At 67.3% G+C, this 23457-nt stretch carries 24 protein-coding genes; 16 read left to right on the top strand and 8 right to left on the bottom strand.

Annotated elements, in window-relative coordinates; translation table 11 throughout:
* Window positions 1-3 precede the first annotated feature (3 nt).
* From QM701_RS18930 to QM701_RS18920, 3 genes are all read left to right on the top strand, one after another.
* Window positions 4-2217 carry an ABC transporter permease gene (locus QM701_RS18930; protein ID WP_415168554.1) on the top strand — a complete coding sequence of 738 codons (2214 nt, stop codon included), beginning with the start codon at window positions 4-6 and terminating at the stop codon, window positions 2215-2217.
* Window positions 2218-2346: 129 nt separating this feature from the next.
* The gene (locus QM701_RS18925; RefSeq protein WP_415168553.1) at window positions 2347-3393 is read left to right on the top strand and encodes an ABC transporter ATP-binding protein; all 1047 of its coding nucleotides are present in this window, start codon (window positions 2347-2349) and stop codon (window positions 3391-3393) included.
* A gap of 22 nt (window positions 3394-3415) precedes the next feature.
* Window positions 3416-4225 (top strand): histidinol-phosphatase HisJ family protein, encoded by an 810-nt coding sequence (locus tag QM701_RS18920; protein ID WP_415168552.1) that lies wholly within the window; start codon window positions 3416-3418, stop codon window positions 4223-4225.
* Window position 4226: 1 nt separating this feature from the next.
* Here QM701_RS18920 and QM701_RS18915 read toward each other — a convergent pair whose 3' ends face one another.
* The gene (locus QM701_RS18915) at window positions 4227-5147 is read right to left on the bottom strand and encodes an SdiA-regulated domain-containing protein (protein WP_415168551.1); all 921 of its coding nucleotides are present in this window, start codon (window positions 5145-5147) and stop codon (window positions 4227-4229) included.
* A 232-nt stretch (window positions 5148-5379) separates the two neighbouring features.
* Between QM701_RS18915 and QM701_RS18910 the strand changes: the two genes are divergently transcribed.
* Entirely contained in the window at window positions 5380-5640 is a 261-nt protein-coding gene (locus tag QM701_RS18910) for a hypothetical protein (RefSeq protein WP_415168550.1), read from the top strand.
* 206 nt (window positions 5641-5846) lie between these two features.
* On the opposite strand, the gene QM701_RS18905 is transcribed toward QM701_RS18910, so the two are convergent.
* Window positions 5847-6257, bottom strand: a complete 411-nt coding sequence (locus tag QM701_RS18905) for a GNAT family acetyltransferase (RefSeq protein WP_415168549.1) — start codon at window positions 6255-6257, stop codon at window positions 5847-5849.
* A gap of 116 nt (window positions 6258-6373) precedes the next feature.
* On the opposite strand from QM701_RS18905, the gene QM701_RS18900 reads away from it, so the two are divergent.
* Window positions 6374-7006: a MarC family protein gene (locus tag QM701_RS18900; protein ID WP_415168548.1), complete on the top strand. Its 633-nt coding sequence runs from the start codon at window positions 6374-6376 to the stop codon at window positions 7004-7006.
* Window positions 7007-7035: 29 nt separating this feature from the next.
* Here the strand turns inward: QM701_RS18900 and QM701_RS18895 are convergent, their stop codons facing one another.
* From QM701_RS18895 to QM701_RS18885, 3 genes are all read right to left on the bottom strand, one after another.
* Window positions 7036-7617, bottom strand: coding sequence for a class I SAM-dependent methyltransferase (locus QM701_RS18895; RefSeq protein WP_415168547.1), 582 nt, complete (start codon window positions 7615-7617; stop codon window positions 7036-7038).
* Between the two features lie 10 nt (window positions 7618-7627).
* Window positions 7628-8167, bottom strand: a complete 540-nt coding sequence (locus QM701_RS18890) for a deoxycytidylate deaminase (protein WP_415168546.1) — start codon at window positions 8165-8167, stop codon at window positions 7628-7630.
* Between the two features lie 122 nt (window positions 8168-8289).
* On the bottom strand, window positions 8290-8970 hold the full coding sequence (locus QM701_RS18885) for a DUF3313 domain-containing protein (protein ID WP_415168545.1): 681 nt from the start codon (window positions 8968-8970) through the stop codon (window positions 8290-8292).
* 344 nt (window positions 8971-9314) lie between these two features.
* On the opposite strand from QM701_RS18885, the gene QM701_RS18880 reads away from it, so the two are divergent.
* From QM701_RS18880 to QM701_RS18840, 9 genes are all read left to right on the top strand, one after another.
* Window positions 9315-10208 carry a MurR/RpiR family transcriptional regulator gene (locus QM701_RS18880; RefSeq protein WP_415168544.1) on the top strand — a complete coding sequence of 298 codons (894 nt, stop codon included), beginning with the start codon at window positions 9315-9317 and terminating at the stop codon, window positions 10206-10208.
* Window positions 10205-11158 carry an isoaspartyl peptidase/L-asparaginase family protein gene (locus QM701_RS18875; protein WP_415168543.1) on the top strand — a complete coding sequence of 318 codons (954 nt, stop codon included), beginning with the start codon at window positions 10205-10207 and terminating at the stop codon, window positions 11156-11158. Before QM701_RS18880 ends, QM701_RS18875 begins: the two co-directional genes overlap by 4 nt.
* A gap of 15 nt (window positions 11159-11173) precedes the next feature.
* Window positions 11174-13051, top strand: a complete 1878-nt coding sequence (locus QM701_RS18870; RefSeq protein ID WP_415168542.1) for a dipeptide ABC transporter ATP-binding protein — start codon at window positions 11174-11176, stop codon at window positions 13049-13051.
* 39 nt (window positions 13052-13090) lie between these two features.
* A complete protein-coding gene (gsiB, locus tag QM701_RS18865) occupies window positions 13091-14644 on the top strand; it encodes a glutathione ABC transporter substrate-binding protein GsiB (protein ID WP_415168541.1) in 1554 nt (517 codons plus the stop codon).
* A gap of 157 nt (window positions 14645-14801) precedes the next feature.
* Window positions 14802-15722, top strand: coding sequence for a glutathione ABC transporter permease GsiC (gene gsiC / locus QM701_RS18860; protein ID WP_415168540.1), 921 nt, complete (start codon window positions 14802-14804; stop codon window positions 15720-15722).
* A gap of 7 nt (window positions 15723-15729) precedes the next feature.
* Window positions 15730-16617 (top strand): glutathione ABC transporter permease GsiD, encoded by an 888-nt coding sequence (gene gsiD, locus QM701_RS18855; protein ID WP_415168539.1) that lies wholly within the window; start codon window positions 15730-15732, stop codon window positions 16615-16617.
* Entirely contained in the window at window positions 16614-17654 is a 1041-nt protein-coding gene (locus tag QM701_RS18850) for a P1 family peptidase (protein ID WP_415168538.1), read from the top strand. Before gsiD ends, QM701_RS18850 begins: the two co-directional genes overlap by 4 nt.
* A complete protein-coding gene (locus QM701_RS18845; RefSeq protein ID WP_415168537.1) occupies window positions 17642-18460 on the top strand; it encodes a M55 family metallopeptidase in 819 nt (272 codons plus the stop codon). Before QM701_RS18850 ends, QM701_RS18845 begins: the two co-directional genes overlap by 13 nt.
* A 234-nt stretch (window positions 18461-18694) precedes the next feature.
* Window positions 18695-19468 carry a hypothetical protein gene (locus QM701_RS18840; protein ID WP_415168536.1) on the top strand — a complete coding sequence of 258 codons (774 nt, stop codon included), beginning with the start codon at window positions 18695-18697 and terminating at the stop codon, window positions 19466-19468.
* 19 nt (window positions 19469-19487) lie between these two features.
* Here QM701_RS18840 and QM701_RS18835 read toward each other — a convergent pair whose 3' ends face one another.
* Window positions 19488-20807: a hypothetical protein gene (locus QM701_RS18835; RefSeq protein WP_415168535.1), complete on the bottom strand. Its 1320-nt coding sequence runs from the start codon at window positions 20805-20807 to the stop codon at window positions 19488-19490.
* A gap of 195 nt (window positions 20808-21002) precedes the next feature.
* A complete protein-coding gene (ycaC, locus tag QM701_RS18830; protein WP_415168534.1) occupies window positions 21003-21629 on the bottom strand; it encodes an isochorismate family cysteine hydrolase YcaC in 627 nt (208 codons plus the stop codon).
* On the opposite strand from ycaC, the gene QM701_RS18825 reads away from it, so the two are divergent.
* Window positions 21628-21795: a hypothetical protein gene (locus tag QM701_RS18825; protein ID WP_415168533.1), complete on the top strand. Its 168-nt coding sequence runs from the start codon at window positions 21628-21630 to the stop codon at window positions 21793-21795. The genes ycaC and QM701_RS18825 overlap by 2 nt on opposite strands.
* Before the next feature lie 3 nt (window positions 21796-21798).
* Here QM701_RS18825 and QM701_RS18820 read toward each other — a convergent pair whose 3' ends face one another.
* Window positions 21799-22278, bottom strand: coding sequence for a VOC family protein (locus QM701_RS18820; RefSeq protein ID WP_415168532.1), 480 nt, complete (start codon window positions 22276-22278; stop codon window positions 21799-21801).
* A gap of 219 nt (window positions 22279-22497) precedes the next feature.
* On the opposite strand from QM701_RS18820, the gene QM701_RS18815 reads away from it, so the two are divergent.
* Window positions 22498-23445 (top strand): AEC family transporter, encoded by a 948-nt coding sequence (locus QM701_RS18815; protein ID WP_415168531.1) that lies wholly within the window; start codon window positions 22498-22500, stop codon window positions 23443-23445.
* Window positions 23446-23457: the final 12 nt, after the last annotated feature.

Genomic DNA, 23457 nt, shown 5'->3' with positions numbered 1-23457 from the left:
ACGATGAGCAAGCATCCCAACCGGGCCGCCGCGCTCTGGCTGGCGGCCGGCCTCGCCGGCTACCTGCTCGTGCCCTGGTACGCCATCCAGGACACGGCGTGGTACTACGTCCTGCCGGACATCCTGGGCGGCGCCGAAACGGCCAACGGCCTGGTGCAGGCGCTGGTCAACGGCCGCGTCTGGCTGCTGCTTGGCCTCCTCGGGCTGGCCGTCGCCGCGGCCGGGCTGCTGCTGCCCGCCGGCCGCCGGCAGGGACGCTGGCTGCTCGCCGGCGGCCTCGCCGGGCTGCTCGGCCTGGGCGGCAGCGGCTTCCTGATCGGCGCGCGCGGCTGGTCGTTCGCCTGGCTCAACGAGCGTTTCGGCGAACTGGCCGTGAACCAGTTCGGCATGGGCATGGGCGCCTTCATCGTCCTGCTCAGCCTGGTGGTGATCGCCGCCTTCGGGCTGGCGCGCCTCGGCTATTTCAAGGGCGACCTGTTCGTCGCCGCGGCGGTGGTCTGCTGCGCGTCGCTGCTCGCCCTGTTCATCGCCTTTCCCGTCGCCAAGGCGCTGTCCGGCGCCTTCCTCACCGAAGAAGGCCAATGGGCGCTGTCGGCGCTCTTCGAGCGCGTCGCCGACGAGCGCATCTGGAACCTGAACTGCCTGCGCGGCGGCGGCGTGCAGTGCGGCGTGGCCTGGAACACGCTGTTCCTGGCGCTGGCCGCCGCCTTCGGCACGACGCTGCTCGGCACCATGATGGCACTGCTCGCCGAACGCTGCGCCGGGCCGCGCGTGCAGGCGCCGCTGCGCGTCATCGCGCTGCTGCCGATCATCACCCCGCCGTTCGTCGTCGGCCTCGGCCTGATCCTGCTGTTCGGGCGCGCCGGCATCGTCAACCAGTTCCTGGAGTACGCCTTCGACGTTACGCCGACGCGCTGGTTCTACGGCGTCCTCGGCATCCTCGTGGCGCAACTGTTCGCCTTCACGCCGATCGCCTTCATGATCATGCGCGGCGTCGTGCAGGGCCTGGCGCCGAGCCTGGAGGAAGCGGCGCAGATCCTGCACGCCGACCGCCGCAAGACCTTCTTCACCGTCACCCTGCCGCTGTTGAAGCCCGGGCTGGCCAACGCCTTCCTCGTCGGCTTCATCGAAAGCATCGCCGACTTCGGCAACCCGATCGTGGTCGGCGGACAGTTCTCGGTGCTGTCGACCGACATCTTCTTCGCCATCGTCGGCGCCCAGTTCGACCAGGGCCGCGCCGCCGCGCTGGCGTGGATCCTGACCGTGTTCGCCCTGGCCGTGTTCGCCCTGCAGCGCGGCCTGCTCGGCCGGCAGAACTACACCACGGTCAGCGGCAAGGGCGATTCGGGCATTCCGATGCCGCTGCCCGACGGGCTGCGGCGCACGCTCAACGCCGTGGTCTACCCGTGGCTGGCCTTCACGCTGGTGGTCTATCTCTTCGCCTTCGCCGGCGGCTTCGTGCAGACCTGGGGACGCGACTACACCTTCACGCTCAAGCATTTCCAGACCGCCTTCGGCATCGAGTGGGGCCAGTTCGGCCTGGTCTGGGCCGGCGCGGCGTGGAACTCCATGTTCACCACGCTCAAGCTGTCGGGCATCTCGGCGCCGCTGACCGCGGCGATCGGCCTGCTCATCGCCTACCTGCTCGCGCGCACCGATTTCCGCGGCCGCAACGGTTTCGAGTTCGTCGCCCTGCTGGCCTTCGCGATTCCCGGCACGGTGCTCGGCGTGAGCTACATCCTGGCGTTCAACGTGCCGCCCGTGGAACTGACCGGGACCGGCCTGCTCATCGTGCTGTGCTTCCTGTTCCGCAACCTGCCGGTCGGCGTCCAGGCCGGCACGGCGGCGTTCAAGCAGCTCGACAAGGCGCTCGACGAGGCGTCGCTGATGCTGCGCGCGAGCACCGCGCAGACGCTGTTCACGGTGATCCTGCCGCTGTTGAAGCCGGCGCTGGTCGCCGCGCTGGTGTACAGCTTCGCGCGGGCGATGACCACGGTCAGCGCGGTGATCTTCCTGGTCACCGCGGAAAACGAACTGGCCACCACCTACATCATCGGCCGCGTGGGCAACGGCGACTACGGCGTGGCGCTGGCGTACTGCACGGTGCTGATCCTGGTGATGTCGCTGATCATCGCGCTGATCCAGTGGACCGTCGGCGAGCGCAAGCTCGGCCGGAGAAAATCCGGCGCGGCCCCGGCCGTGGCGACGCCGGCATGAGTGATGGTTTTTTTAACCACAACGAGCACAACGGGCACAACGCAAGCAATTCTATTTATGGTTTTCGTTGTGCCCGTTGTGTCGTTGTGGTGAATTCGTTCTCTCGACTTCAAGAACAGGAATGAAAGCATGACTTTCGGCGTTGAATTCAGGAACATCACCAAGCGCTACGGCACCGATCCGGCGGCGCCGCTGGCCGTCCGGGGCGTCAGCTTCGGCATCGAAAAAGGCGCGCTGGTGACCATCCTCGGCCCCTCGGGCTGCGGCAAGACCACCGTGCTGCGCATGATCGCCGGCCTGGAGTCGCCGACCTCGGGGCAGATCTTCATCGACGGCCGGGACGTGACGACGCTCGGCCCGGCCGAGCGCAACGTCAGCATGATGTTCCAGAGCTACGCGCTGTTCCCGCACATGAACGTGGTGGAGAACGTCATGTACGGCCTGCGCATGTCCGGCGTGCCCAAGGACGCCGCGCGCACCCGCGCCGTCGAGACGCTGAGGAACGTCGGCCTGGTCGGCTACGACGCACGCATGCCGAGCGAGCTGTCCGGCGGCCAGCAGCAGCGCGTGGCGCTGGCCCGCGCGCTGATCCTCGAACCGGAGATCCTGCTCTTCGACGAGCCGCTCTCCAACCTCGACGCGCGCCTGCGCCGCGACATGCGCGAGGAAATCCGCGGCATCCAGCAGCGCCTCAGGCTGACCGTCGCCTACGTCACGCACGACCAGAGCGAGGCGCTGGCCGTCAGCGACAAGATCATCGTCATGGACGACGGTCTGATCGCGCAGAGCGGCACGCCGCAGGAGATGTACGAATTCCCGGGCAGCGAGTTCGTCGCCGGCTTCATGGGCGAGGCCATGCTGTTCCCCGGCGAGGCGGACGCGGACGGCGGCGTCCGGCTCGGGCCGCTGCGCATCGCGCCGAAACAGAAGGTCGCAGCAGGCGCGGTCAAGGTGGCGGTGCGTCCCGAGGCGTGGCAGATCAACCGCGGCGGCGGAGGCGTCAACGGCCGCTTGATCAAGCGATCGTACCTGGGCAGTTTCTTCGAGTACACTTTCGATACGGCGCTCGGCAACATCTTCGTCGTCTCGCCCGACCTCACCCACGTGCTGGACATCGGTACCGACGTCGGACTTTCACTCGCGGATCACGGCGTATCGGTCGTCAAGGCCGGCTAGCGGCGCCGGCGACGGAACACCCATGCAGACATTGATCGATTTTCACAGCCATACCACCCGCTGCTGCCACGCCACCGGCAGCATGGAGGACTACGTCGAGCAGGCGCTGGCGAGAGGCATCGGTGAATTCGGTTTTTCCGACCACAGCCACTGGATGCTGCACGCCCGGGGGCAGCGCTACGCCATGCTCGCCGAGGAACAGGACGATTACGTCGCCGACGTGCACCGGCTGCAGGAACGCTACAACCGGGACGGCGAGGCGCCGTTCCGCATCCGCCTGGGCATGGAGATGGATTTCATCCCTAGCCGGCTCGACGTGGCGCGCGACACGGCGCGGCGCTATGCGTGGGACTACCTGATCGGCTCGGTGCACAACATCGGCTTCGAAAAGCTGCAGGAGCCGGAAATGTACGATGCCTGGCGCATCGAGGACGTCTGCGAGATCTACTTCCATTTCGTCGGCATGATGGTCCGCGAACGCTTCTGCGACGTCGTCGGCCACCTCGACCTGCCCAAGAAGATGGGCCGCCTGCCGGACGGCGGCATGCTGCGCTACGTCGAGCCGCTGATCCCCGACCTGCTGGCCAACGACGTCGCGGTGGAGATCAACACCTCGGGCCTCGACAACCCGGCGCAGGCCTTCATGCCCGGCTGGGACGTCGTCGCAGCGCTGGCCGCCAGCGGCGTGCCGCTCACCCTCGGCTCGGACGCGCACGCCCCGCACCAGGTCGGCCGGCACTTCGAGCAGGCGCTGGAGGGACTAAAGAAAATCGGCGTGAAGAATCTGGTCCGTTTCGAACGGCGGCGGATGGTCGCGGTGCCGCTCGTCTGACTCAGCCGGGCGGTGGATCGAAGCGGTAGAACAGGTCGGGCTCGGAGATCACGTAGATCTCGCCGCGCGGCCCGATCGCCACGCCCTCGGCCTGCGGCACGTCGGCCTTCAGCCCGTGCCAGCCCCGGCGCAGGACCAGCAGGCCGGACGGCTTGCGCTGCGGGCCGAATTCGACGATCAGGCGCGACTCGTGGCTCAACAGCAGCATGCTCGCCGACTCCTCGTGATAGGTCAGCGACGAAAGATCGCGCAGCAGCAGCGCGACGGAGCCGCTCGGCAGCCATTCGCTGATCTGCAGGTCCAGGCGCCGGCCGTCGAGCGCGGTTGACAAGCCGGACAGTTCGAACAGGCGCAGCGGCTGTTTTTCCTTGACCACGAACAGGCGGTCCTGCGTGTGATCCCAGGACACGCCCTCGAAGCCGCGATTGTTCGCCAGATCGAACGCGAGGCCGAGGCGCGGCCGCCCCTGCACGTCGACCGCAGCCTGGTCGTCGCCGATTTCCACGTGGATCAACTGCTGCGCCCGTTCGTCGGCGATGAAGAACTCGTTCCCGCGCACGTGCGTGATGCCTTCCAGATCGTTGACGCCCCGCACGGGAATGGTCCGCTTGAGCTTGCCGGAGAGGGTCAGTTCGACGATCTGCGGCGGGCGGTTGATCACTGAGAACAGGCTGTTCCGGCCGGGATGGTAGGTCAGCCCGGACGCATTGGCCCCCACCCCTTCCATGCGCGCGGCATCGATGCCGACGCGATAGTCCTCCAGCGCCGGACGCCCCCGCGATTCGCCGGACACTTCGATCAGCAGGCGATAGGCGGCGATTTCCAGCCAGCCCGAGTACCAGCCGGCGAAACCGAGCAGGCCGGCCAGGAGCACGGCGGGAACGAGATAGCGGCGGAAACGGGAGCGGCGGGGCAGGAACATGAGCGGGCGGGATCGGCGCGAGGCCAGGAGAAAGTTCTCGGGATCGCGAAGCGTCCGCATTATGACATGAAAGTTCCCCGCGGATACGCACTGCTACAGAAGCGCCGCAAAAGGCCAAAACAAACGCCACATACCTGCGTCCTGCTTATCGATACCATGGCTTCGTCAAGTGGTAATCGTTTTCACCACGCGACATTCGATCCATTCGCAACTACTAAGGAAAGGAAACATCATGAGCAAAAACGTCACTTCGGGCGCCTTCGGGTTCCTCTTCGACAACCACCTGCTGGCGTCGGTCATCGCCCTGGCCCTGCTGGCGGCCGGCATCGCCACGACGTCGGTCTTCCTGCTGCTCGCCGCCGGCGTCGTTGCCTACGGCTCGCCCATCCTCTACGTCTACCTGCTGGATCGCAAGACCCGCGCGGCAGGCGTCGAGAAGGCTCCGGCCAAGCGCCTGCACGTCGCCCGCCCCAATGTCGCCAACGCTCACTGAGCGCTGCGGCATGAAAGGCCAGACCCCGGCCGGGAAGGCACCACGTGTGCAACGCGGCATACGACACCCGGGCACTTCGCCCCGGCATGCCGCGATTCCGCTTCCCGGTCGGTTCCATGCGCCGGCCTCGCACATGGCGCACTGAAAAACGCAGCAACGGCCCGGCCCATTCCTGAAAGAACAGTTGCCGCAGGCCGGCTCCAGAGCTACGCCAGCCACTTCTCCATGAAGATGAGTTCATCGACGGCGTAGCCGTAGCGCTGGTAAAATCCTTTGACGCCCGCATTTCCCGGATCGATCAGCAGATTGATCTTGATGCACCCCTTTTGCCGCAGGCGGGACTCCAGTTCTTCGAGCAGCACGGAACCCAGCCCCCTGGCGTGCAGTTCCGGCTCGACCGCGAGGTGGTAGACCCAGCCCCGGCGTCCGTCGTACCCGCCGATCACGGCGGCGGCGATCGCGCCCGCCTCGACGCCGACCAGGAACAGGTCGGGGTCCCGCGCCAGCTTTTTTTCGATTTCGCCCGGTTCGTCGGAGCGGCCGGCCAACAGGCCCGCCCGCGCCCAGAGCGCGACCACCTCGGCGTAATCGGCCATGCGAAATTCGCGGATTTCCATCGTTCCTTTCCTGTGTGAGAGCGGGGACGAAAGCCTAACACGCGATCCGCTGCGCCCGGCGCGGCACGAACGCGGTGTAGACTACCTATCCATATAAAAAACATACGGCGCCCGCCATGGACTTCCCGATAAAACCGCTGATCACCCTGCTAGCCATCGTCAATCCGATCGGCGTCATTCCGTTCTTCATCCACTTCACGCGCAATTTCACCTCGGCGCAGCGGCGCAAGACGGTGAGCATCGCGGCGCTGACCGCCTTTCTCGTGATCGCCGTCAGCGCCCTCTTCGGCTTGCGGATTCTCCAGTTCTTCGGCATTTCGCTGGCCTCCTTCCAGGTCGGCGGCGGACTGCTGCTGCTCATGAGCTCGCTCCAGATGCTCAACGCGCAACCGGCGGAATCGAGCGCGCACGACGTGGACGACGGCGCCAGCCGCGCCGACTCGGGGGCCAGCATCGCGGTCGTGCCGCTGACCATTCCGCTGCTGACCGGGCCGGCGTCGATCTCCACGGTGGTCATCTACGCGGAAAAAACGCGGTACTTCTGGGAACTGGGCGTGCTCGTCGGCTACGGGCTGTTCATCGGCATCGCCACCTGGCTGTCCCTCTCCGCCGCGGGCCGCATCGGCCGCTTCATGGGGCAGACCGGCATCAACGTGATGACCCGCCTGATGGGCCTGATCCTGGCGGCGATCGCCGTCGAAGTCATGTCCGACGGCCTGATCAAGCTCTTCCCGGCACTGGCCCGCTGACGCGGCCTGCCGCCGGCCGGCCGTGCCGGTCAGGCCTCGCGCCGCTCCAGCACCGCTTCCCACAGGGCTTTTGCGGCGACGTACTTGCGCGTCACGCAATGCTCCAGCGACAACAGCGCCCAGCCGTCGGCAAAGAGCGAACATACGGCGTCCCGGTCGAAAAAGCGCTTCGGCTGGCCATCGACCAGGAAATAGTCCGGTTCGATCTGCGGATGCCCGTGCGCCCCGAAATTGCGGTCCTCGGTCGAGTTCAGGCGGCACAGCAGCAGTCCGCCGGGGCGCAGCACCGCGTGGATGCGCCGGACCAGCGCCCGCGTTTCGGCCCAGGGGAAGTAATGCAGCGACAGGCTGGCCACCGCCACGCCAATCTCCCGGATCGACTCGGGGAACGGGTCGCGCACGTCCCGGCACGCGATCGTCGCCGAGGGGGCGCGTAGCCGCGCGGCGGCAACGGCGACGCGCGACAGGTCGAACGCCGCGACGCGCAAGCCGGCGCCGGCCAGGACGGCGGTGTCGTCGCCGTACCCGCAGCCGATCTCGAATACCGGGTCCGCTCCGGCGCGCGCCGCGATCAGCGGCAGCCAGCGTTCAAGCCATGGATCGGCAGGCATCGCCGGCGGTTCAAGCCTTGGCGCGCAGATTCCGGACGGCCCACGCCGCGCGCGGGTCGGGAATGTCGAGCTGCCTGACCTTGATGCGCGCCATGATCTTTTCGTATTCCGCCTTCTTGTCCCGGTCCAGGTCGGGATCGGCGTCGGTCGGCACCCACGGATGCAGGAAAACCACTTCGCTGATCTTGGCCTGGGCGATTTCCTTGGCGCAGCCGAAACACGGCTGCATCGTCGTGTACAGCGTCGAGTTCATCACCGCGATGCCGAAGCGGGCCGCCGACAGAATGGCGTTCTGTTCGGCATGCACGCAGATGCACAGATCGTAGCCGGTGCCGCTCGGGTAGCGGCCGTTCGGGTTCTTACAGCGCAGGCAGCCGCCGTCGAGGCAGTTGGGCATCCCTTCCGGGACGCCGTTGTAGCCGGTGGAGATGACCCGGTTGTCGCGGACGATCACCGCCCCGACCCGGTTGCCGGTGCAATTCGCCTTCTCCCGCACGGCGAAGGCGATTCCCATGTAATAGGTGTCGGTATCCGGCAATGTCTCGATCATGGCAAAACCCCGATGGCGGTGGTGGATGACGGCGCAGCGGGATACTAGCCGAAAAACGGAGCCCGGCGGGCGGCGGACCGCCGCCCGTGCCGGATCACGCCGGGCTTTTTCCGCGCCCGGCTTCAGCGTGCCGCCGGGACGCCGCGCAGGTCGTCGAGGCCGAGCCGGAACTGGCGGGCCCACGAGTTGACGATCGACGACAGATCGCTCCACGTGATGCGGTCGCCCTGCGCCAGCGTCTGGTCCGACTTGCGGGTCGCCACGGCGGCGGCGACCTGGCGGTTGCCGCTGTCGAGCACTTCGATCTCGGCGGTCAGCTCGGCCACGCGCGGCGCCTCGCCGGCCATGGCGCGGCCGACGTTGAACACCGCCTTGATCGGGATGAAGTCGGTGACGCCGAGCGGCGGACTCACCGGCTGCACGCCGGCGATCGCGAGCCGCACGCGCAGCACGTCCGGGCCGGGCGCCTGGACGATCCGGTAGGCCGGCGTCACCGCATCGACGAACGCCTTGTGGAAGGAATCGGTGATGCGCTTCATCGCGTCCGGTTGCACGCCCTTGTAGGGGCCGTCCTGGTTGATGACGATCTGCACCGGCTCGATGAACAGCTTGTCATAGGGACGCCAGTTCGCCGAACGGTCGATGTAGCGCAGCACGCCTTCCCTGCCCTCGAACGGCTGCAGTCTTTCGTAGCTCGTGAGGAATCCGGAATGATGCGCGCCGGACGACGCGCCGCCCGTCGTCGCGCAGCCGGCGACGGCCAGGCAGGCCATCGCGCCGCAAACCACCATGATCTTTTTCATTGACACCTCCGTTTTTCGACTTGATTGGGTTGAGGGGGTGCTTGCCAGGGCCTACGTCATGGAGTGTAGAGTGGATCGACCGGTTTTTCATCCCGTTTCACCGTCGCTCCCGGCGCCCGGATTCGGCGCGTGCGGCACCGCCTTCCAGCCCGCACCAAATACGTGCCGAAATATGACGAGATGCACCAGAAACGAACCTGTAAGATTCGCCGAACAAAATTATTTTTCTTTTATTTTCAATATATTATGTTGAAAAACAACAATTGGAAAAATGTAAAATTTTTTCTTTACTAAAACGTTTCTTGTAACTATTATTTCACCCTGTCGTTCATCCAGCGTCCTCCATGCCCCGCAAATCCCTGCACCATCGCGCCACCAGCACGATCAAGGACCGCATCGCCAAGGCCATGCCGGACCTCACGCCGTCGTATCGGCAGATGGCGGATTACGTGCTGGCGCATTCGTTCCGCACGGCGACGATGACCATCGACGAGCTGGCCGAGGCCACCGGCGTCTCGGTGGCGACGGCCAACCGCTTCGCGCATACGCTCGGCTTTTCCGGCTTCCCGGCCTTCCGCGCGGAACTGGTGCGCGGCTTCGAAAGCGCGCTGGCGCCGGTCGAGCGCATGCGCGACGAACTCACCCGCCGGGCGACCTGCGCCGAGGTGATGGCCGCGTCGCTGGCGGACAACCAGGCGAACATCGAAACGATCCGGCAAAGCCTGCCGGCCGACGTGTGCGAGCAGATCGTCACCGCCATCCTCGGCGCGCGGCGGGTGCTGGTCGCCGGCTTCGGCACCAGCGGCTACCTGGCGGGCATGCTGGCGCACGGGCTGGAGCTGCATTGCAGTCACGTGCAGTCGCTGGCCGGCGTCGGCGGCCCGGCGCACGGGGCGCGCACGCTGTTCAGGCTGCAGCCGCAGGACGCGGTCGTGGTGATCTCGTTCCCGCGCTACGTCAAGGACAGCATCATCATCGCGCGCAAGGCCAGGGAGCGCGGCGCGCGCATCGTCGCGCTGACCGATTCGCCGACCTCGCCGCTCGCCGCGCTCGGTGACCTGACGCTGTACGTGCAGGCCGCCAGCCGCTTCAACGCCACCTCCGATTCGACCATCCACGCGGTGATCGAGGCGCTCTGCGCCGCGGTCGCGCACCATGCCAAGAATTCCGTCAAATCCGCCGCGGCCATGACCGAGTTCGTCCTGCCCTGGCTGCATCAGCAAGGAAAATCCGAATGACCCCAGTACTCGCCATCCACGGCGGCGCCGGCACCATCACGCGCGCCGCCCTCAGCCCCGAACAGGAACGCGGCTACCACGAAGCCCTCGATTACGTGCTGCAGGGCGGCCAGCGCATCCTGGAGCACGGCGGCAGTGCGCTCGACGCGGTGACCGAGGCCGTCTTCCGCCTGGAGGAATGCCCGCTGTTCAACGCCGGCAAGGGTTCCGTGTTCACCCACGCCGGCACGCACGAACTCGACGCCTCGATCATGGACGGGAGCACGCTGGCGGCCGGCGCGGTGGCTTGCGTGAAATCGCTGCGCAATCCGATCCTGGCCGCGCGCCGGGTGATGGAGGACGGCCGGCACGTGCTGCTGGTCGGCGAGGGCGCCGAGGCGTTCGCCCGCGCCGCCGGGCTGGACACCGTCCCGCCCGACTACTATTTCACCGAGGCGCGCTACGCCCAGTGGCAGCGGGCGCTGGCCGAGGGCCGCTCCGGCCTGCTCGACCACGACGCGCAGACGCTGGCCGCGGAGCCGCTCGACGCCGACACCAAGATGGGCACCGTCGGCGCCGTCGCGCTCGACGCGCGCGGCAACCTGGCGGCGGCGACCTCGACCGGCGGCGTCACCGACAAGCGCGTCGGCCGCGTCGGCGACAGCCCGCTGATCGGCGCCGGCTGCTACGCCAACAACCGCACGGCGGCGGTGTCCTGCACCGGCTCGGGCGAGATGTTCATCCGCATGCTGGCCGCCTACGACGTGAGCGCGCTGATGGAATACCGCGCGCTGTCGCTCGCCCACGCATGCGCGGTGGTGGTGATGGAGAAGCTGCCGGCCATCGACGGCCGCGGCGGCCTGATCGCCGTCGATGCGCAGGGCAACGTGTGCATGCCGTTCAACACCGAAGGCATGTACCGGGGCGAGGCCCGCACCGGCGGTCCGCGCCTGACCGCCATCTACCGCTGAAGCACGGAGACCCGCTTGCACGCCCCCGCCGCAACCGATCCAAGCCTGCCCGAGAACCGCGTCGTCGCCGTCAACGGCCTCACCGTGTCGTTCGCCACCAGCGAGCGGACCGTGGTGGCGGTGAACAATCTGTCGTTCCACGTCGATCGCGGCGAGACGCTGGCCATCGTCGGCGAATCGGGCTCGGGCAAGTCAGTCACCTCGCTGTCGCTGATGCGCCTGGTCGAGCACGGCGGCGGCCGCATCACCCAGGGCCGCCTGCTGCTGCGCCGCAACGGCGGGCGGATCATCGACCTCGCCCGCGCCGACGGCGCCACGCTGCGCGGCGTGCGCGGCAGCGACATCGCGATGATTTTCCAGGAGCCGATGACCTCGCTCAACCCGGTGTTTACCGCCGGCGAGCAGATTTCGGAATCGATCCGCCTGCACCAGGGCAAGGACCACGCCGCCGCCCAGGCCGAGGCGCTGCGCATGCTGGAGCTGGTGCGCATCCCGGAAGCGCGCCAGACGCTGCAGCGTTATCCGCACCAGCTTTCCGGCGGCATGCGCCAGCGCGTGATGATCGCCATGGCGCTGTCCTGCCGCCCCGCCCTGCTGATCGCCGACGAGCCGACCACCGCGCTCGACGTGACCATCCAGGCGCAGATCCTGCAGCTGATCCGCACGCTGCAGGAGGAGATGCGCATGGGCGTGATGTTCATCACGCATGACATGGGCGTCGTCGCCGAGGTCGCCGACCGCGTGCTGGTGATGTATCGCGGCGAGAAGGTCGAGGAAGGCGAGACCGGCGCCATCTTCGCCGCGCCGCGGCACCGCTACACCCAGGCGCTGCTCTCCGCCGTGCCGAAGCTCGGCGCCATGCGGGGCGAGGACTTCCCGGCCAAGTTCCCGCTGCTGCGCATGGATGCCGATACCCGCGGCGCGCCGCCGGAGCCGCAGGCGACGGTGCGCACCGACGCCGGCCCGGTGCTGCGCGTGCATGAGCTGGTTACCCGCTTTCCGGTGCGCAGCGGCCTGTTCGGGCGCGTCGCCAGGCAGGTGCACGCGGTCGAGCAGGTCAGCTTCGACCTGTATCCGGGCGAGACGCTGGCGCTGGTCGGCGAATCCGGCTGCGGCAAGTCCACCACCGGCCGCTCGCTGCTGCGCCTGGTGGACAGCCAGAGCGGCACCATCGAGTTCGCCGGGCAGCGCATCGATACGCTCGCCGGGCCGGCGCTGCAGCGCCTGCGCCGCGACATCCAGTTCATCTTCCAGGACCCGTTCGCCTCGCTCGACCCGCGCGTCACCGTCGGCTTCTCGATCATGGAGCCGCTGCTGGTGCACAAGATGGCGTCCGGCAAGGAGGCGCAGGCGCGCGTCGACTGGCTGCTGGAGAAGGTCGGCCTGCCGGCGGACTTCGCCCAGCGCTACCCGCACGAGTTTTCCGGCGGGCAGCGCCAGCGCATCGCCATCGCCCGCGCGCTGGCTTCCGGCCCCAAGGTGGTGATCGCCGACGAATCGGTCTCGGCGCTGGACGTGTCGATCCAGGCGCAGATCGTCAACCTGCTGCTCGACCTGCAGAAGGAGTTCGGCCTGGCCTTCCTGTTCATCTCGCACGACATGGCGGTGGTCGAGCGCGTCAGCCATCGCGTGGCGGTGATGTACCTCGGCCAGATCGTCGAGATCGGGCCGCGCCGGGCGATCTTCGAAAATCCGCAGCACCCCTACACGAAGAAGCTGATGGACGCCGTGCCGGTGGCCGATCCCGGCCGCCGCAAACGCCACCGGCCGCTGCTCTCCGACGAGATTCCCAGCCCCGTGCGGGCGCTGGGCGACGAACCCGTGCTCGCTCCGTTGCAGGAAGTCGGACCCGGGCATTTTGTGGCGCGCCATGCCGTCTCCGGCGCTTTTTGAGTACACCGCTCCCGCGGGCTTTTGATAAAGGACGAATCGATGAATTCACTTCCCCGTTTGCCGGGCTTCCGGCACCTGCTGATCGCGGGTTCGCTGGCGGCCGCCACCCTGAGCGCCCCGGCCTTCGCCGCCAAGGACGTGGTGCTCGCGGTCAACTCCACCTTCACCACGCTCGACCCGTACGACGCCAACGACACCCTGTCGATGGCCGCCGCGAAATCGTTCTACCAGGGCCTGTTCGGCTTCGACAAGGACATGAAGCTGATCAACGTGCTGGCCGAGAGCTACCAGGTGAGCAAGGACGGCCTGACCTACACCATCAAGCTGCGCCCGGGCATCAAGTTCCACGACGGCACGGCCTTCGACGCCGCCGCGGTCAAGGCCAACTTCGACCGCGTCACCAACCCCGACAACAAGCTGAAGCGCTACACGCTGTTCAACCGCATCGCCAAGACCGAGGCGGTCAACGCGCAGACCGTGAAATTCACGCTCAAGGAGCCGTTCTCGCCGTTCATCAACGTGCTGGCGCACCCGTCGGGCGTGATCATCTCGCCGGCCGCGCTGCAGAAGTACGGCAAGGACATCGCCTTCCACCCGGTCGGCACCGGCCCCTTCGTCTTCGACGAATGGAAGCAGACCGACTACCTGAAGGTGAAGAAATTCGACGGCTACTGGAAGAAGGGCCTGCCGAAGGTCGACTCGCTGACCTGGAAGCCGGTGGTCGACAACAACACCCGCGCCACGGTGCTGCAGACCGGCGAGGTGAGCTTCGCCTTCACGCTGCCCTACGAGCAGGCCGAGCAGTTGAAGCAGAACCCGAAGATCGACGTGGTCGCCGGGCCGTCGATCATCCAGCGCTACCTGTCGATGAACACCCGGCAGAAGCCGTTCGACAACGCCAAGGTGCGCCAGGCGGTCAACTACGCGATCAACAAGGAGGCGCTGGTCAAGGTGGCCTTCTCCGGCTACGCCGTGCCGGCCGAAGGCGTGGTGCCGCAGGGCGTGGAATACGCCGAGAAGTTCGGCGCGTGGCCGTACGATCCGGCCAAGGCCAAGCAGCTGCTGGCCGAGGCCGGCTACCCGAACGGCTTCGAGTCGATCCTGTGGTCGGCCTATAACAACTCGACGTCGCAGAAGGTCATCCAGTTCGCGCAGCAGCAGCTGGCGCAGGTCGGCATCAAGGTGCAGATCCAGGCGCTGGAAGCCGGCCAGCGCGTCGAGCGCGTGGAAAGCCAGCCGAACCCGGACGCCGCGCCGGTGCGCATGTACTACATCGGCTGGTCGTCCTCGACCGGCGAGGCCGACTGGGCGCTGCGTCCGCTGCTCGCCTCCGAGGCCTTCCCGCCGAAGCTGCTGAACACGGCGTACTACAAGAACGACCTGGTCGACGCGAACATCGCCAAGGCGCTGAACACGACCGACGCGGCCGAGAAGGAAAAGCTGTACAAGGCCGCCCAGAAGCAGATCTGGGACGACGCGCCGTGGGCCTTCCTGGTGACCGAGAAGGTGCTCTACGCCCGCGCCAAGAACCTGAGCGGCATCTACGTCATGCCCGACGGTTCGTTCGACTACGGCGACATCGACGTGAAGTAAGCAGTCCCTTCCCTCCCCTTCAAGGGGAGGGCCAGGGTGGGGATGGGGTCGTTGCCTGAGACGACGCAACCCCATCCCCTTCCCAACCTCCCCCTTGAAGGGGGAGGAGCAACACCGATTGACGCCTGTCGCAGTCGAATTTTCATCTCGGACCAAGATGCTGAACTACGTCCTCAAACGCCTGCTGGGACTGATCCCGACGCTGCTCATCGTGGCGGTGCTGGTCTTCCTGTTCGTCCACCTGCTGCCCGGCGACCCGGCGCGGCTGGCCGCCGGGCCGGAGGCCGACGAGGCCACGGTGCAGCTGGTGCGCCAGGACCTCGGCCTGGACAAGCCGCTGCACGTGCAGTTCGTCACCTTCTTCGGCAACGCGCTGCGCGGCGAATTCGGCAGGTCGCTGCGCAGCAAGCGCCCGGTCAGCCAGGAAATCGCCGAGCGCTTCCTGCCCACGCTGTGGCTGACGCTGGCCAGCATGGGCTGGTCGGTGGTCTTCGGCATGGGCATCGGCATCGTTTCCGCGGTCTGGCGCAACCGCTGGCCGGACCGGCTGGGCATGACGCTCGCCGTCTCCGGCATCTCCTTCCCGGCGTTCGCGCTGGGCATGCTGCTGATGCAGGTGTTCTCGGTCCAGCTCGGCTGGCTGCCGTCGATGGGCGCGGATTCGTGGAGGCACTACATCCTGCCGTCGCTGACCCTCGGCGCGGCGGTGGCCGCCGTGATGGCGCGCTTCACCCGCGCCTCGTTCGTCGAGATCCTGCAGGAGGACTTCGTGCGCACCGCGCGCGCCAAGGGCGTCGGCGAGCCGGTGGTGGTGTTGAAGCACTGCCTGCGCAACGCGATGATCCCGGTGGTGACGATGATGGGCCTGCAGTTCGGCTTCCTGCTCGGCGGCTCGATCGTCGTCGAGGTCGTCTTCAACTGGCCGGGCATGGGCCGCCTGCTGGTCGACGCCGTCGACATGCGCGACTACCCGGTCATCCAGACCGAGGTGCTGCTCTTCTCGCTCGAATTCATCCTGATCAACCTGGTGGTGGACATTCTGTACGCCGTGATCAACCCGACCATCCACTACAAATGAGCGCGCGATGAACACGACGACTGCCGCCGCCCCCATTGCCCAGGACGTGCGCACGCCCTGGACCGAATTCGTGCGCAAGTTCAGGAAGCAGCACCTGGCGGTGATCGCCGGGTACTTCGTGATCTTCCTGATCGTCGTCGCCCTGCTGGCGCCGTGGCTGGTGCCCTTCGACGCGGAGAACTTCTTCGACTACGACGCGCTCAACGCGCCGCCGTCGCTCAAGCACTGGTTCGGCGTCGACTCGCTCGGCCGCGACATCTTCAGCCGCATCCTGATGGGCGCGCGCATCTCGCTCGCCTCCGGCATCGTCTCGGTGGCGCTCGGCGCGCTGGTCGGCACCAGCCTCGGCCTGCTGGCCGGGTATTACGAAGGCTGGTGGGACCGCGTCACCATGCGCATCTGCGACGTGCTGTTCGCCTTCCCCGGCATCCTGCTGGCGATCGGCGTCGTCGCCATCCTCGGCAACGGCATCGGCAACGTCATCGTCGCCGTGTCGATCTTCAGCATCCCGGCTTTCGCCCGGCTGGTGCGCGGCAACACGCTGGCGCTGAAACACCTGACCTACATCGAGGCGGTGCGCAGCATCGGCGCGTCCGACTGGACGATCCTGGTGCGCCACATCCTGCCGGGGACGATCTCGTCGATCGTCGTCTATTTTTCGATGCGCATCGGCACCTCGATCATCACCGCCGCCAGCCTGTCCTTCCTCGGCCTCGGCGCGCAGCCGCCGACGCCGGAATGGGGCGCCATGCTCAACGCCGCGCGCGCCGACATGGTCAATGCGCCGCACATCGCCATCTTCCCAAGCATCGCCATCTTCCTGACGGTGCTGGCCTTCAACCTCCTCGGCGACGGCCTGCGCGACGCCCTCGACCCGAAGATCGACCGCAAATGAACCCGCCCCGCATCGGCATCCTGCCCTCCGGCCCGCGCGACGCGATCAGCGACGTCGGCGAAATCCGCGTCGGCCACGTCACGCTCGACCGCGGCGCCGTGCAGACCGGCGTGACGGTCGTCGTGCCGCACGCCGGCGACCCGTTCCTCGACAAGGTGCCGGCCGCCTCGGCGGTGATCAACGGCTTCGGCAAGAGCGTGGGGTTGATCCAGGTCGACGAACTCGGCGTGCTCGAAACGCCGATCGCGCTGACCAACACCTTCGGCGTCAGCGCGGTGATGCAGGCGCAGATCCGCGAGGCGATGGCGGCGCATCCCAGGCTCGGGCGCGAATGGGCGACGCTCAACCCGCTGGTCTGCGAATGCAACGACGGCTATCTCAACGACATCCGCGCGCTGGCCGTCACCGAGGCGCATTACCGCACCGCGCTGGAATGCGCCTCCGCCGAGTTCGTCCAGGGCAGCGTCGGCGCCGGGCGCGGGATGAGCGCGTTTGAGCTCAAGGGCGGCATCGGCACCGCCTCGCGCCGCGCCGGCGGACACACGGTCGGCGCGCTGGTGCTGGCCAATTTCGGCCGGCTGGAGACGCTGACGCTGGCCGGCCATCCGCTCGGCCGCAAACTGACCGAACGGACGCGGCGCGACGACGACGCGCCCGAACAGGGCTCGATCATCATGCTGCTGGCCACCGACGCGCCGCTCGACGCGCGCCAGCTGCGCCGCCTGGCCCTGCGCGCCGGGGCAGGCCTCGCGCGCACCGGTTCGGTGTTCGGCCACGGCAGCGGCGACATCGCCCTGGCCTTCTCCACCGCCTACACCCTCCCCCATCTCCCGACCCGGCCCATGCCGGCGCCGGCCATGCTGCACGAAACCCGGCTCGACCCGCTGTTCCAGGCCGCGGCGGACGCCACCGAACAGGCCATCGTGCATGCCCTGTGGCACGCCGAGCCGGTGCGCGGCCGCGACGGGCATAAACGCCATACGCTGCGGGAAATCCTGCGGCGGCTTCCCGACGAGGACAACCCATGCGCATCCTGATCTCCACCGACATCGAAGGCGTCGCCGGCGTCGTGCATCCCGAGCAGACGCGGGCCGGCAACGCCGAATACGAGCGCGCCCGGCGCTGGATGACCCGCGAGGCCAACGCGGCGATCTGCGGCGCCTTCGACGGTGGCGCCACCGAGGTCCGGGTCAACGACTCGCACGGCACCTACCGCAACCTGCTGGCCGACGAACTCGACCCGCGCGCCCGGCTGGTCAACGGCAAGCCGCGCACGCTGGGCATGATGGGCGGGCTGGAGGCGGACTGCGCCGGCGTGATGCTGGTGGGCTTCCACGCCCGGGCGCAGGCGCGCGGCGTGCTGGCGCACACGATCAACAGCTCGGCCTTCGCCCGCGTCTGGCTCAACGGACAGGAGTTCGGCGAAGCCGGACTGTACGGCGCGCTGGCCGGCGAAATGGGCGTGCCGGTCGTCTTCGCCAGCGGCGACGACGTGTTCGCCGAGGAAACCCGGCCGCTGTTCCCGCACTGCGTCTTCGCCGTGACCAAGCAGGCCGCCGGCCGGCACAGCGCCGTCTCGCTCTCGCCGCAGGCGACGTGCGAGGCGATCCGGGCCGGCGCCCGGCAGGCCATGGCCGTCCTCGGCGCGGCCGCGCCGCTGCGCCTCGAACTTCCGGTGTGCGCGCGGCTGCAGGCGCAGACACCGGCCCACGCCGACCTGTTCTGCCAGTGGCCGGCGCTGGAGCGCGTCGACGGCGTCACGCTGGAGTTTTCCGCCGCCTCGGTCGAACACGCCGTGCGCATGCTCAACTGCCTGTCGGCGATGGCTGCGGCGCTGAACTGAAAGGGATACGTTAACTCCTCCCCCTTCAAGGGGGAGGCTGGGTGGGGGATGGGGTTGTGGCGGCGCGAGGCTATGACCCCATCCCCACCCCAGCCCTCCCCTTGAAGGGGAGGGAGAGCAAGCCGCTGCCCAGCCTACTGCGAACGCGGCGGGCACGGTAAAATAACGCGCTTCGGCGTGTCTGCCCCCTTCTTCCAGATCGACCGGGCAGACCGCGCACAATAACGATCCGGCATGGACATTTTCACCCTCAAGCTCGTCCTCACACCTGCGCTGATCGGCATGGTCAGCCTGGCGGGACGCCGCTGGGGCGCCTTCATCAGCGGCTGGCTGGTCGGCCTGCCGCTCACCTCGGGTCCCATCGTCATGTTCTTGGCGGTGGACGACGGCCCGGCGTTCGCCGCCAAAGCCTCGCTCGGCATCATGTCCGGCGCGCTGTCGCAGGCGCTGGTCTGCCTGGGGTACGGCTGGCTGTGCCGGCGCCGCCGCTGGCCCGCGACGCTGGCGTGGAGCCTCGGCGTCTTCGCCCTGGCGACCGCCTTCTTCAACGTTTTCCGCCCGCCCGTGGAGTGGCTCTTTCCGCTGACCATCGCCGGCCTCGCCGCCATCTACTACGCCATGCCGGCCGCCCCGGCGGGCGTTCCCCGGATCAAGCCGCTGCCGGTCTGGGACATCCCGGCGCGGATGATCGTCGCCACGCTGTTCGTGGTCGGATTGACCGAGGCGTCGCAACAGCTCGGCCCGCACATGACCGGCCTGCTCGCACCCTTTCCGCTCTACGCGCTGATCCTCGCCGTCTTCGCCCACTATTTCGAAGGCGCGTCCGCCGCGATCCGCGTGCTCAAGGGGATGCTGCAAGGGCTGTTTTCGTTTGCCGTGTTCTTCCTGATCACCGCCCGGCTCATCGAAAAAGCCGGCATCTGGCCGACCCTGCTGCTGGCCGTCGCCGTCGCGCTGGCGATCCAGGGCGGCGTCGCCTGGCTGCGGGTCCGGCTGCGCAAGTCCTGACGTGCCGGCCCCGCCGGACTCACAGGCAGGACGGGCAGCCCGCCTCGCCCACCGCGAACACCGCCGCGAAACCGCCGCCGCGCGTCCGGAAATTGGTCGTCTGGCCCTGGTAGAGGCGTGCCGAGACGAGTTGCACTTCGTCGCGATAGACGAAATTGCGCAGGTCGAGCTTGAGCCGGTGCTCGACGCCGTCGACCAGCAGCCGGCGTTCCGAGGGCGGCACCAGCGCCTGGGCGATGAAGCCGCCCTGGGCGATCTCCTCGAACACGCGCCTGGTCAGCTTTTCGCCGCGATACGTCGCCTTGCTGCCGAACCCGGCCTCCGGCTTGAAGAACCAGCGCTTGCGCGTGGTCCAGAACGCGGCGGCGTTGTCCGGCGTCACCTCGCGGGTTTCCGGCACGCCGGCCAGCAGCAGCCGGCGGTCGGCCTCGGCCACGCCGATCGACTGCAGCCACGCCGTATCGGACAACGCCGTCAGGTTGCGCTTGTCGGCGTACAGCGCATGCGCGCGCGGATGCGGGGTCACCACGGCGGCGTCGGCCAGATAGGCCGCGCGCAGCGCCGCGTTGCTCCCGCTTTCTAGGGCGAAATCGGTCAGCCGGTTGTACACGAGGTTGACGACCTGCCCGTTGCACAGCAGGCGTCCGCCGTCGAACGCCAGTTCCTCCGGCGCGGCGACCGTCGCGGCAATGCCGTGCGCCTCGAACAGCTGCCGGAACAGCTCGAATTCGGGAGCGAGGAACTGCTCGGCCGGCGTTTCGTCGACGATGGCGATGCGCCGCAGCGGCGCATCGCCGCGCGCCGACCGCCATTCGCGGCGGAACATGGCGACGAAGTCCTGCTCCACGCGATGCCGGTCGGCGCCCCGCCCGACCGCCTCCGGACAGCACGCCAGCTGCGCGTCGAGCAGCCGGGTATTGAGCAGCCCGCCGCCGGCGTTGGTATTGATCTCGATCAGGCGCGGACCCGCGGCGTCGAGATGGAAGTCGTAGCCGAGAAAGACGCCGGCGGCCTGCGGCTCATGCCGGGCGGTCGCCGGCGCATAGGCAAGCACGCGCTCGCGCCAGGCCGGCAAGGCGACGATCCGTTCCACGGCGCGGATCAGCTCGGCCATGAAATCGAGATGCGCCTGCAGGACGAACACCCGCGTATCCGAGAACAGATTCGGGCGGGTGGCCATGATTTCGGCGTACGAGGTGCCCGATCCGCTCTCCAGCCCGCGCCGCAGCGCCGCGTGGTCGACCGTGCGGCAGAAACAGCCGCGGTTCAGCAGATCGGCCGCGTCGCGGCCATTTCTCGACGGATTTTCCGGGAGGCCGGATTCCGGCGCGGTAAACATTCCGTGGTTCATTCGGTCAGGCAAAGGCCGTATTCTTGCAGATTCCGGGGATTCCGTTCAGCCTTTCCGAGACGCGAGGATGCCGCGGCACCCGATCGGCGGCGTTCCGCAGGGCCGCGGCCCGACCGTCGGGATGCACTCCGCGCTGGAAGCGCACGCCGACCGGGTTGCGCCGCGCCTCCCGCAGGGCGGCAATTATTTGGACTGCGTCAGCTGCGTGTGGCTGGTGATCAGGTTCCGGTAGTCCGGGATATGGGCCGAGAACAGTGCGCCCAGACCTGCCACGTCATTGCGCCAGTCGCGATGCAGTTCCGAGGCCACGGCGAACCAGGTCATCAGCTGGACTCCGGCCGCGGCCATGCGCTGCCAGGCCGCATCGCGCGTCAGTGCGTTGAAGGTGCCCGAGGCGTCGGTGACGACGAAGACCTCGAAGCCTTCCGCGATGGCGGACAGCGCGGGAAACGCCACGCAGACCTCGGTGACGACGCCGGCGATCAGCAACTGCTTCCTGCCGGTCGCCTTGACGGCCTTGACGAAATCCTCGTTGTCCCAGGCGTTGATCTGGCCGGGCCGGGCGATGTAGGGGGCATCCGGGAACTGCTCCTGCAATTCCGGTACCAGCGGCCCGTTCGGGCCGTCCTCGAAGCTGGTGGTCAGGATGGTCGGCAGCTTGAAGTAGGCGGCGATGTCGGCCAGCGCCAGCACGTTGTTCTTGAACTTGTCCGGATCGATGTCGCGGACCAGGGACAGCAGGCCGGTCTGGTGGTCCACCAGCAGCACGGCGGCGGCGTTCTTGTCGAGACGGGTATAGGGTTTGGACATGGTGCTTCTCCTTCGAGAGGGCGATGAATGGCTGTCAGGGCATGGCACCGATGCCGGAGCGACCCTGGCGGGGACGCCGGGCCGTCATCGGCATCAGGCGCGCATCCGGCCGCAACGGCCGCTGTTGAAATCGTTGATCGGCGCGGCGCCGGCCGACGCGCCGTGAGCCTCAGCCGCGCCGGGCCGCTTCGATCGCGGCGATGTCGATCTTGTCCATCTGCATCATCGCTTCGAAGGCGCGTTTGGCCGCCGCGCGGTCGGGGTCGGTGACCGCGGCCGTGAGGACGCGCGGCGTGATCTGCCACGAAATGCCCCACTTGTCCTTGCACCAGCCGCAGACGCTGGCCTGACCGCCGTGGCCGATGATCGCGTTCCACAGACGGTCGGTTTCGGCCTGGTCGTCGGTCGCCACCTGGAACGAGAACGCTTCGTTGTGCTCGACTCCCGGCCCGCCGTTCAAGCCGAGGCAGGGAATGCCCATCACGGTGAACTCCACGGTGAGGACGTCGCCCTCCTTGCCGGCCGGGTAGTCGCCGGGCGCGCGATGGACCGCGCGCACCGCGCTGTCCGGGAACGTCCCGGCGTAGAACTGCGCAGCCTCCAGGGCGGTGCCGTCGTACCAGAGACAAATCGTGTTCTTGCTGACCATTTTCGACCTCCAAGCCGGAGTAGGCATGCGCCGTCACGCGCGGTTAGACCGCCGGGCCGTGAGGCAGTGCCACGATTTCTCCGGGGGCGTGCCGCACGATGGGCAGGAATCGCCCTTGAAGCCACCGGCCTCGAATCAATAAAATGGCCACCTTACAAGCTTGGGCGGGGAACGGCGTCAATCGCATGCGGATTGCCCCAGCCTTTCGGGAGAACTCCGGTGCATTCCCTTGTCGGCAACATCATGCCCATACTCTTTCTGATCGGTTTGGGCTCCGTCCTGCGGCGCGTACAGTATTTCGAGGAGGTGGCCATTCAGCGAGTGACGAACATGGTGGCGAATCTTTTAGTGCCATGCGTCATTTTCACCACCTTCCTGAACCTGAATATCCGGCCGAGCCACTTCTGGCTGGCCCTGAGCTTTGCGACCATGCAGTGCGTCCTGCTGGCCGCGGGATGGATCATCTACAAGGCCTTCCATCTGAAACGGCGGTTCTTCCCGTTTTTCCACTGCGCCTTCGCCTTCGGTTTCATGGCGATTCCCCTGTTCTCCACGGTGTTCGGCGAGGAGAACATGGATAGTCTGGTGGCCATCGGCTTGGGGCAGGAGGTCTTCGTGGGGCTGATCTTCCTGACCACCGCGAAGTTCTATCTGAAAAACGAAAAAACCTCGCTTGCGAATGTCGGCCGCACGCTGGTTTCTCCGTTATTCGTCATGATTTTTCTGGCACTGGCGATCAAATTCCTGGACATGAAGGACGTTCTGCTCGCCAATGTCGTCAGCCGTGGCTGCATCGACGCCATTGCGAAACTCGGTTCCGTAACCTCGGTGTTGACCATGCTTATCGTCGGGTATCGCATCCGGCTGACGGACAGAGCGCAGATACGGGAAAGCTTCACGCTGGTGGGGGTCCGCTACGGCCTGACGTTCAGCATAGGCTACCTGTTCAAATTCCTGATCATGGATCGCTTCGCCGGCGGCGACGTGTATTTCGACTATGCCTTCTTCACCATGCTCTCCCAGCACGGGTCGGTGGTGCTTACCGCTTTCGTGGGCGAATACGGGAGCAAGGAAGACATGGAAATCGCGAGCAACGCCTTCGTCATCAACGCCCTCGTCGGGATTGCCATGTACCTGGTATTCGTGTTCCGTCTTTCGGCGGCATAGGCGGAGCGGCCA

Source organism: Propionivibrio sp. (assembly GCF_047602565.1).
GTDB lineage: Bacteria > Pseudomonadota > Gammaproteobacteria > Burkholderiales > Rhodocyclaceae > Propionivibrio.
Note: the sequence above shows the minus strand (reverse complement) of the source record. Positions and strands in the feature narration are given on the sequence as shown.

Excerpts from the sequence above, each read along its gene's own strand:
- QM701_RS18820 (WP_415168532.1), bottom strand. The coding sequence starts at position 22,278 with ATGGTCAGCAAGAACACGATTTGTCTCTGGTACGACGGCACCGCCCTG.
- QM701_RS18845 (WP_415168537.1), top strand. The coding sequence starts at position 17,642 with ATGCGCATCCTGATCTCCACCGACATCGAAGGCGTCGCCGGCGTCGTG.
- QM701_RS18825 (WP_415168533.1), top strand. The coding sequence starts at position 21,628 with ATGGTGCTTCTCCTTCGAGAGGGCGATGAATGGCTGTCAGGGCATGGC.
- QM701_RS18895 (WP_415168547.1), bottom strand. The coding sequence starts at position 7,617 with ATGCCTGCCGATCCATGGCTTGAACGCTGGCTGCCGCTGATCGCGGCG.
- QM701_RS18875 (WP_415168543.1), top strand. The coding sequence starts at position 10,205 with ATGACCCCAGTACTCGCCATCCACGGCGGCGCCGGCACCATCACGCGC.
- QM701_RS18915 (WP_415168551.1), bottom strand. The coding sequence starts at position 5,147 with ATGTTCCTGCCCCGCCGCTCCCGTTTCCGCCGCTATCTCGTTCCCGCC.
- QM701_RS18835 (WP_415168535.1), bottom strand. The coding sequence starts at position 20,807 with ATGTTTACCGCGCCGGAATCCGGCCTCCCGGAAAATCCGTCGAGAAAT.
- gsiB (WP_415168541.1), top strand. The coding sequence starts at position 13,091 with ATGAATTCACTTCCCCGTTTGCCGGGCTTCCGGCACCTGCTGATCGCG.
- ycaC (WP_415168534.1), bottom strand. The coding sequence starts at position 21,629 with ATGTCCAAACCCTATACCCGTCTCGACAAGAACGCCGCCGCCGTGCTG.
- QM701_RS18885 (WP_415168545.1), bottom strand. The coding sequence starts at position 8,970 with ATGAAAAAGATCATGGTGGTTTGCGGCGCGATGGCCTGCCTGGCCGTC.
- QM701_RS18905 (WP_415168549.1), bottom strand. The coding sequence starts at position 6,257 with ATGGAAATCCGCGAATTTCGCATGGCCGATTACGCCGAGGTGGTCGCG.
- QM701_RS18900 (WP_415168548.1), top strand. The coding sequence starts at position 6,374 with ATGGACTTCCCGATAAAACCGCTGATCACCCTGCTAGCCATCGTCAAT.
- QM701_RS18850 (WP_415168538.1), top strand. The coding sequence starts at position 16,614 with ATGAACCCGCCCCGCATCGGCATCCTGCCCTCCGGCCCGCGCGACGCG.
- QM701_RS18925 (WP_415168553.1), top strand. The coding sequence starts at position 2,347 with ATGACTTTCGGCGTTGAATTCAGGAACATCACCAAGCGCTACGGCACC.
- QM701_RS18840 (WP_415168536.1), top strand. The coding sequence starts at position 18,695 with ATGGACATTTTCACCCTCAAGCTCGTCCTCACACCTGCGCTGATCGGC.
- QM701_RS18930 (WP_415168554.1), top strand. The coding sequence starts at position 4 with ATGAGCAAGCATCCCAACCGGGCCGCCGCGCTCTGGCTGGCGGCCGGC.
- gsiC (WP_415168540.1), top strand. The coding sequence starts at position 14,802 with ATGCTGAACTACGTCCTCAAACGCCTGCTGGGACTGATCCCGACGCTG.
- QM701_RS18920 (WP_415168552.1), top strand. The coding sequence starts at position 3,416 with ATGCAGACATTGATCGATTTTCACAGCCATACCACCCGCTGCTGCCAC.
- gsiD (WP_415168539.1), top strand. The coding sequence starts at position 15,730 with ATGAACACGACGACTGCCGCCGCCCCCATTGCCCAGGACGTGCGCACG.
- QM701_RS18910 (WP_415168550.1), top strand. The coding sequence starts at position 5,380 with ATGAGCAAAAACGTCACTTCGGGCGCCTTCGGGTTCCTCTTCGACAAC.
- QM701_RS18890 (WP_415168546.1), bottom strand. The coding sequence starts at position 8,167 with ATGATCGAGACATTGCCGGATACCGACACCTATTACATGGGAATCGCC.
- QM701_RS18880 (WP_415168544.1), top strand. The coding sequence starts at position 9,315 with ATGCCCCGCAAATCCCTGCACCATCGCGCCACCAGCACGATCAAGGAC.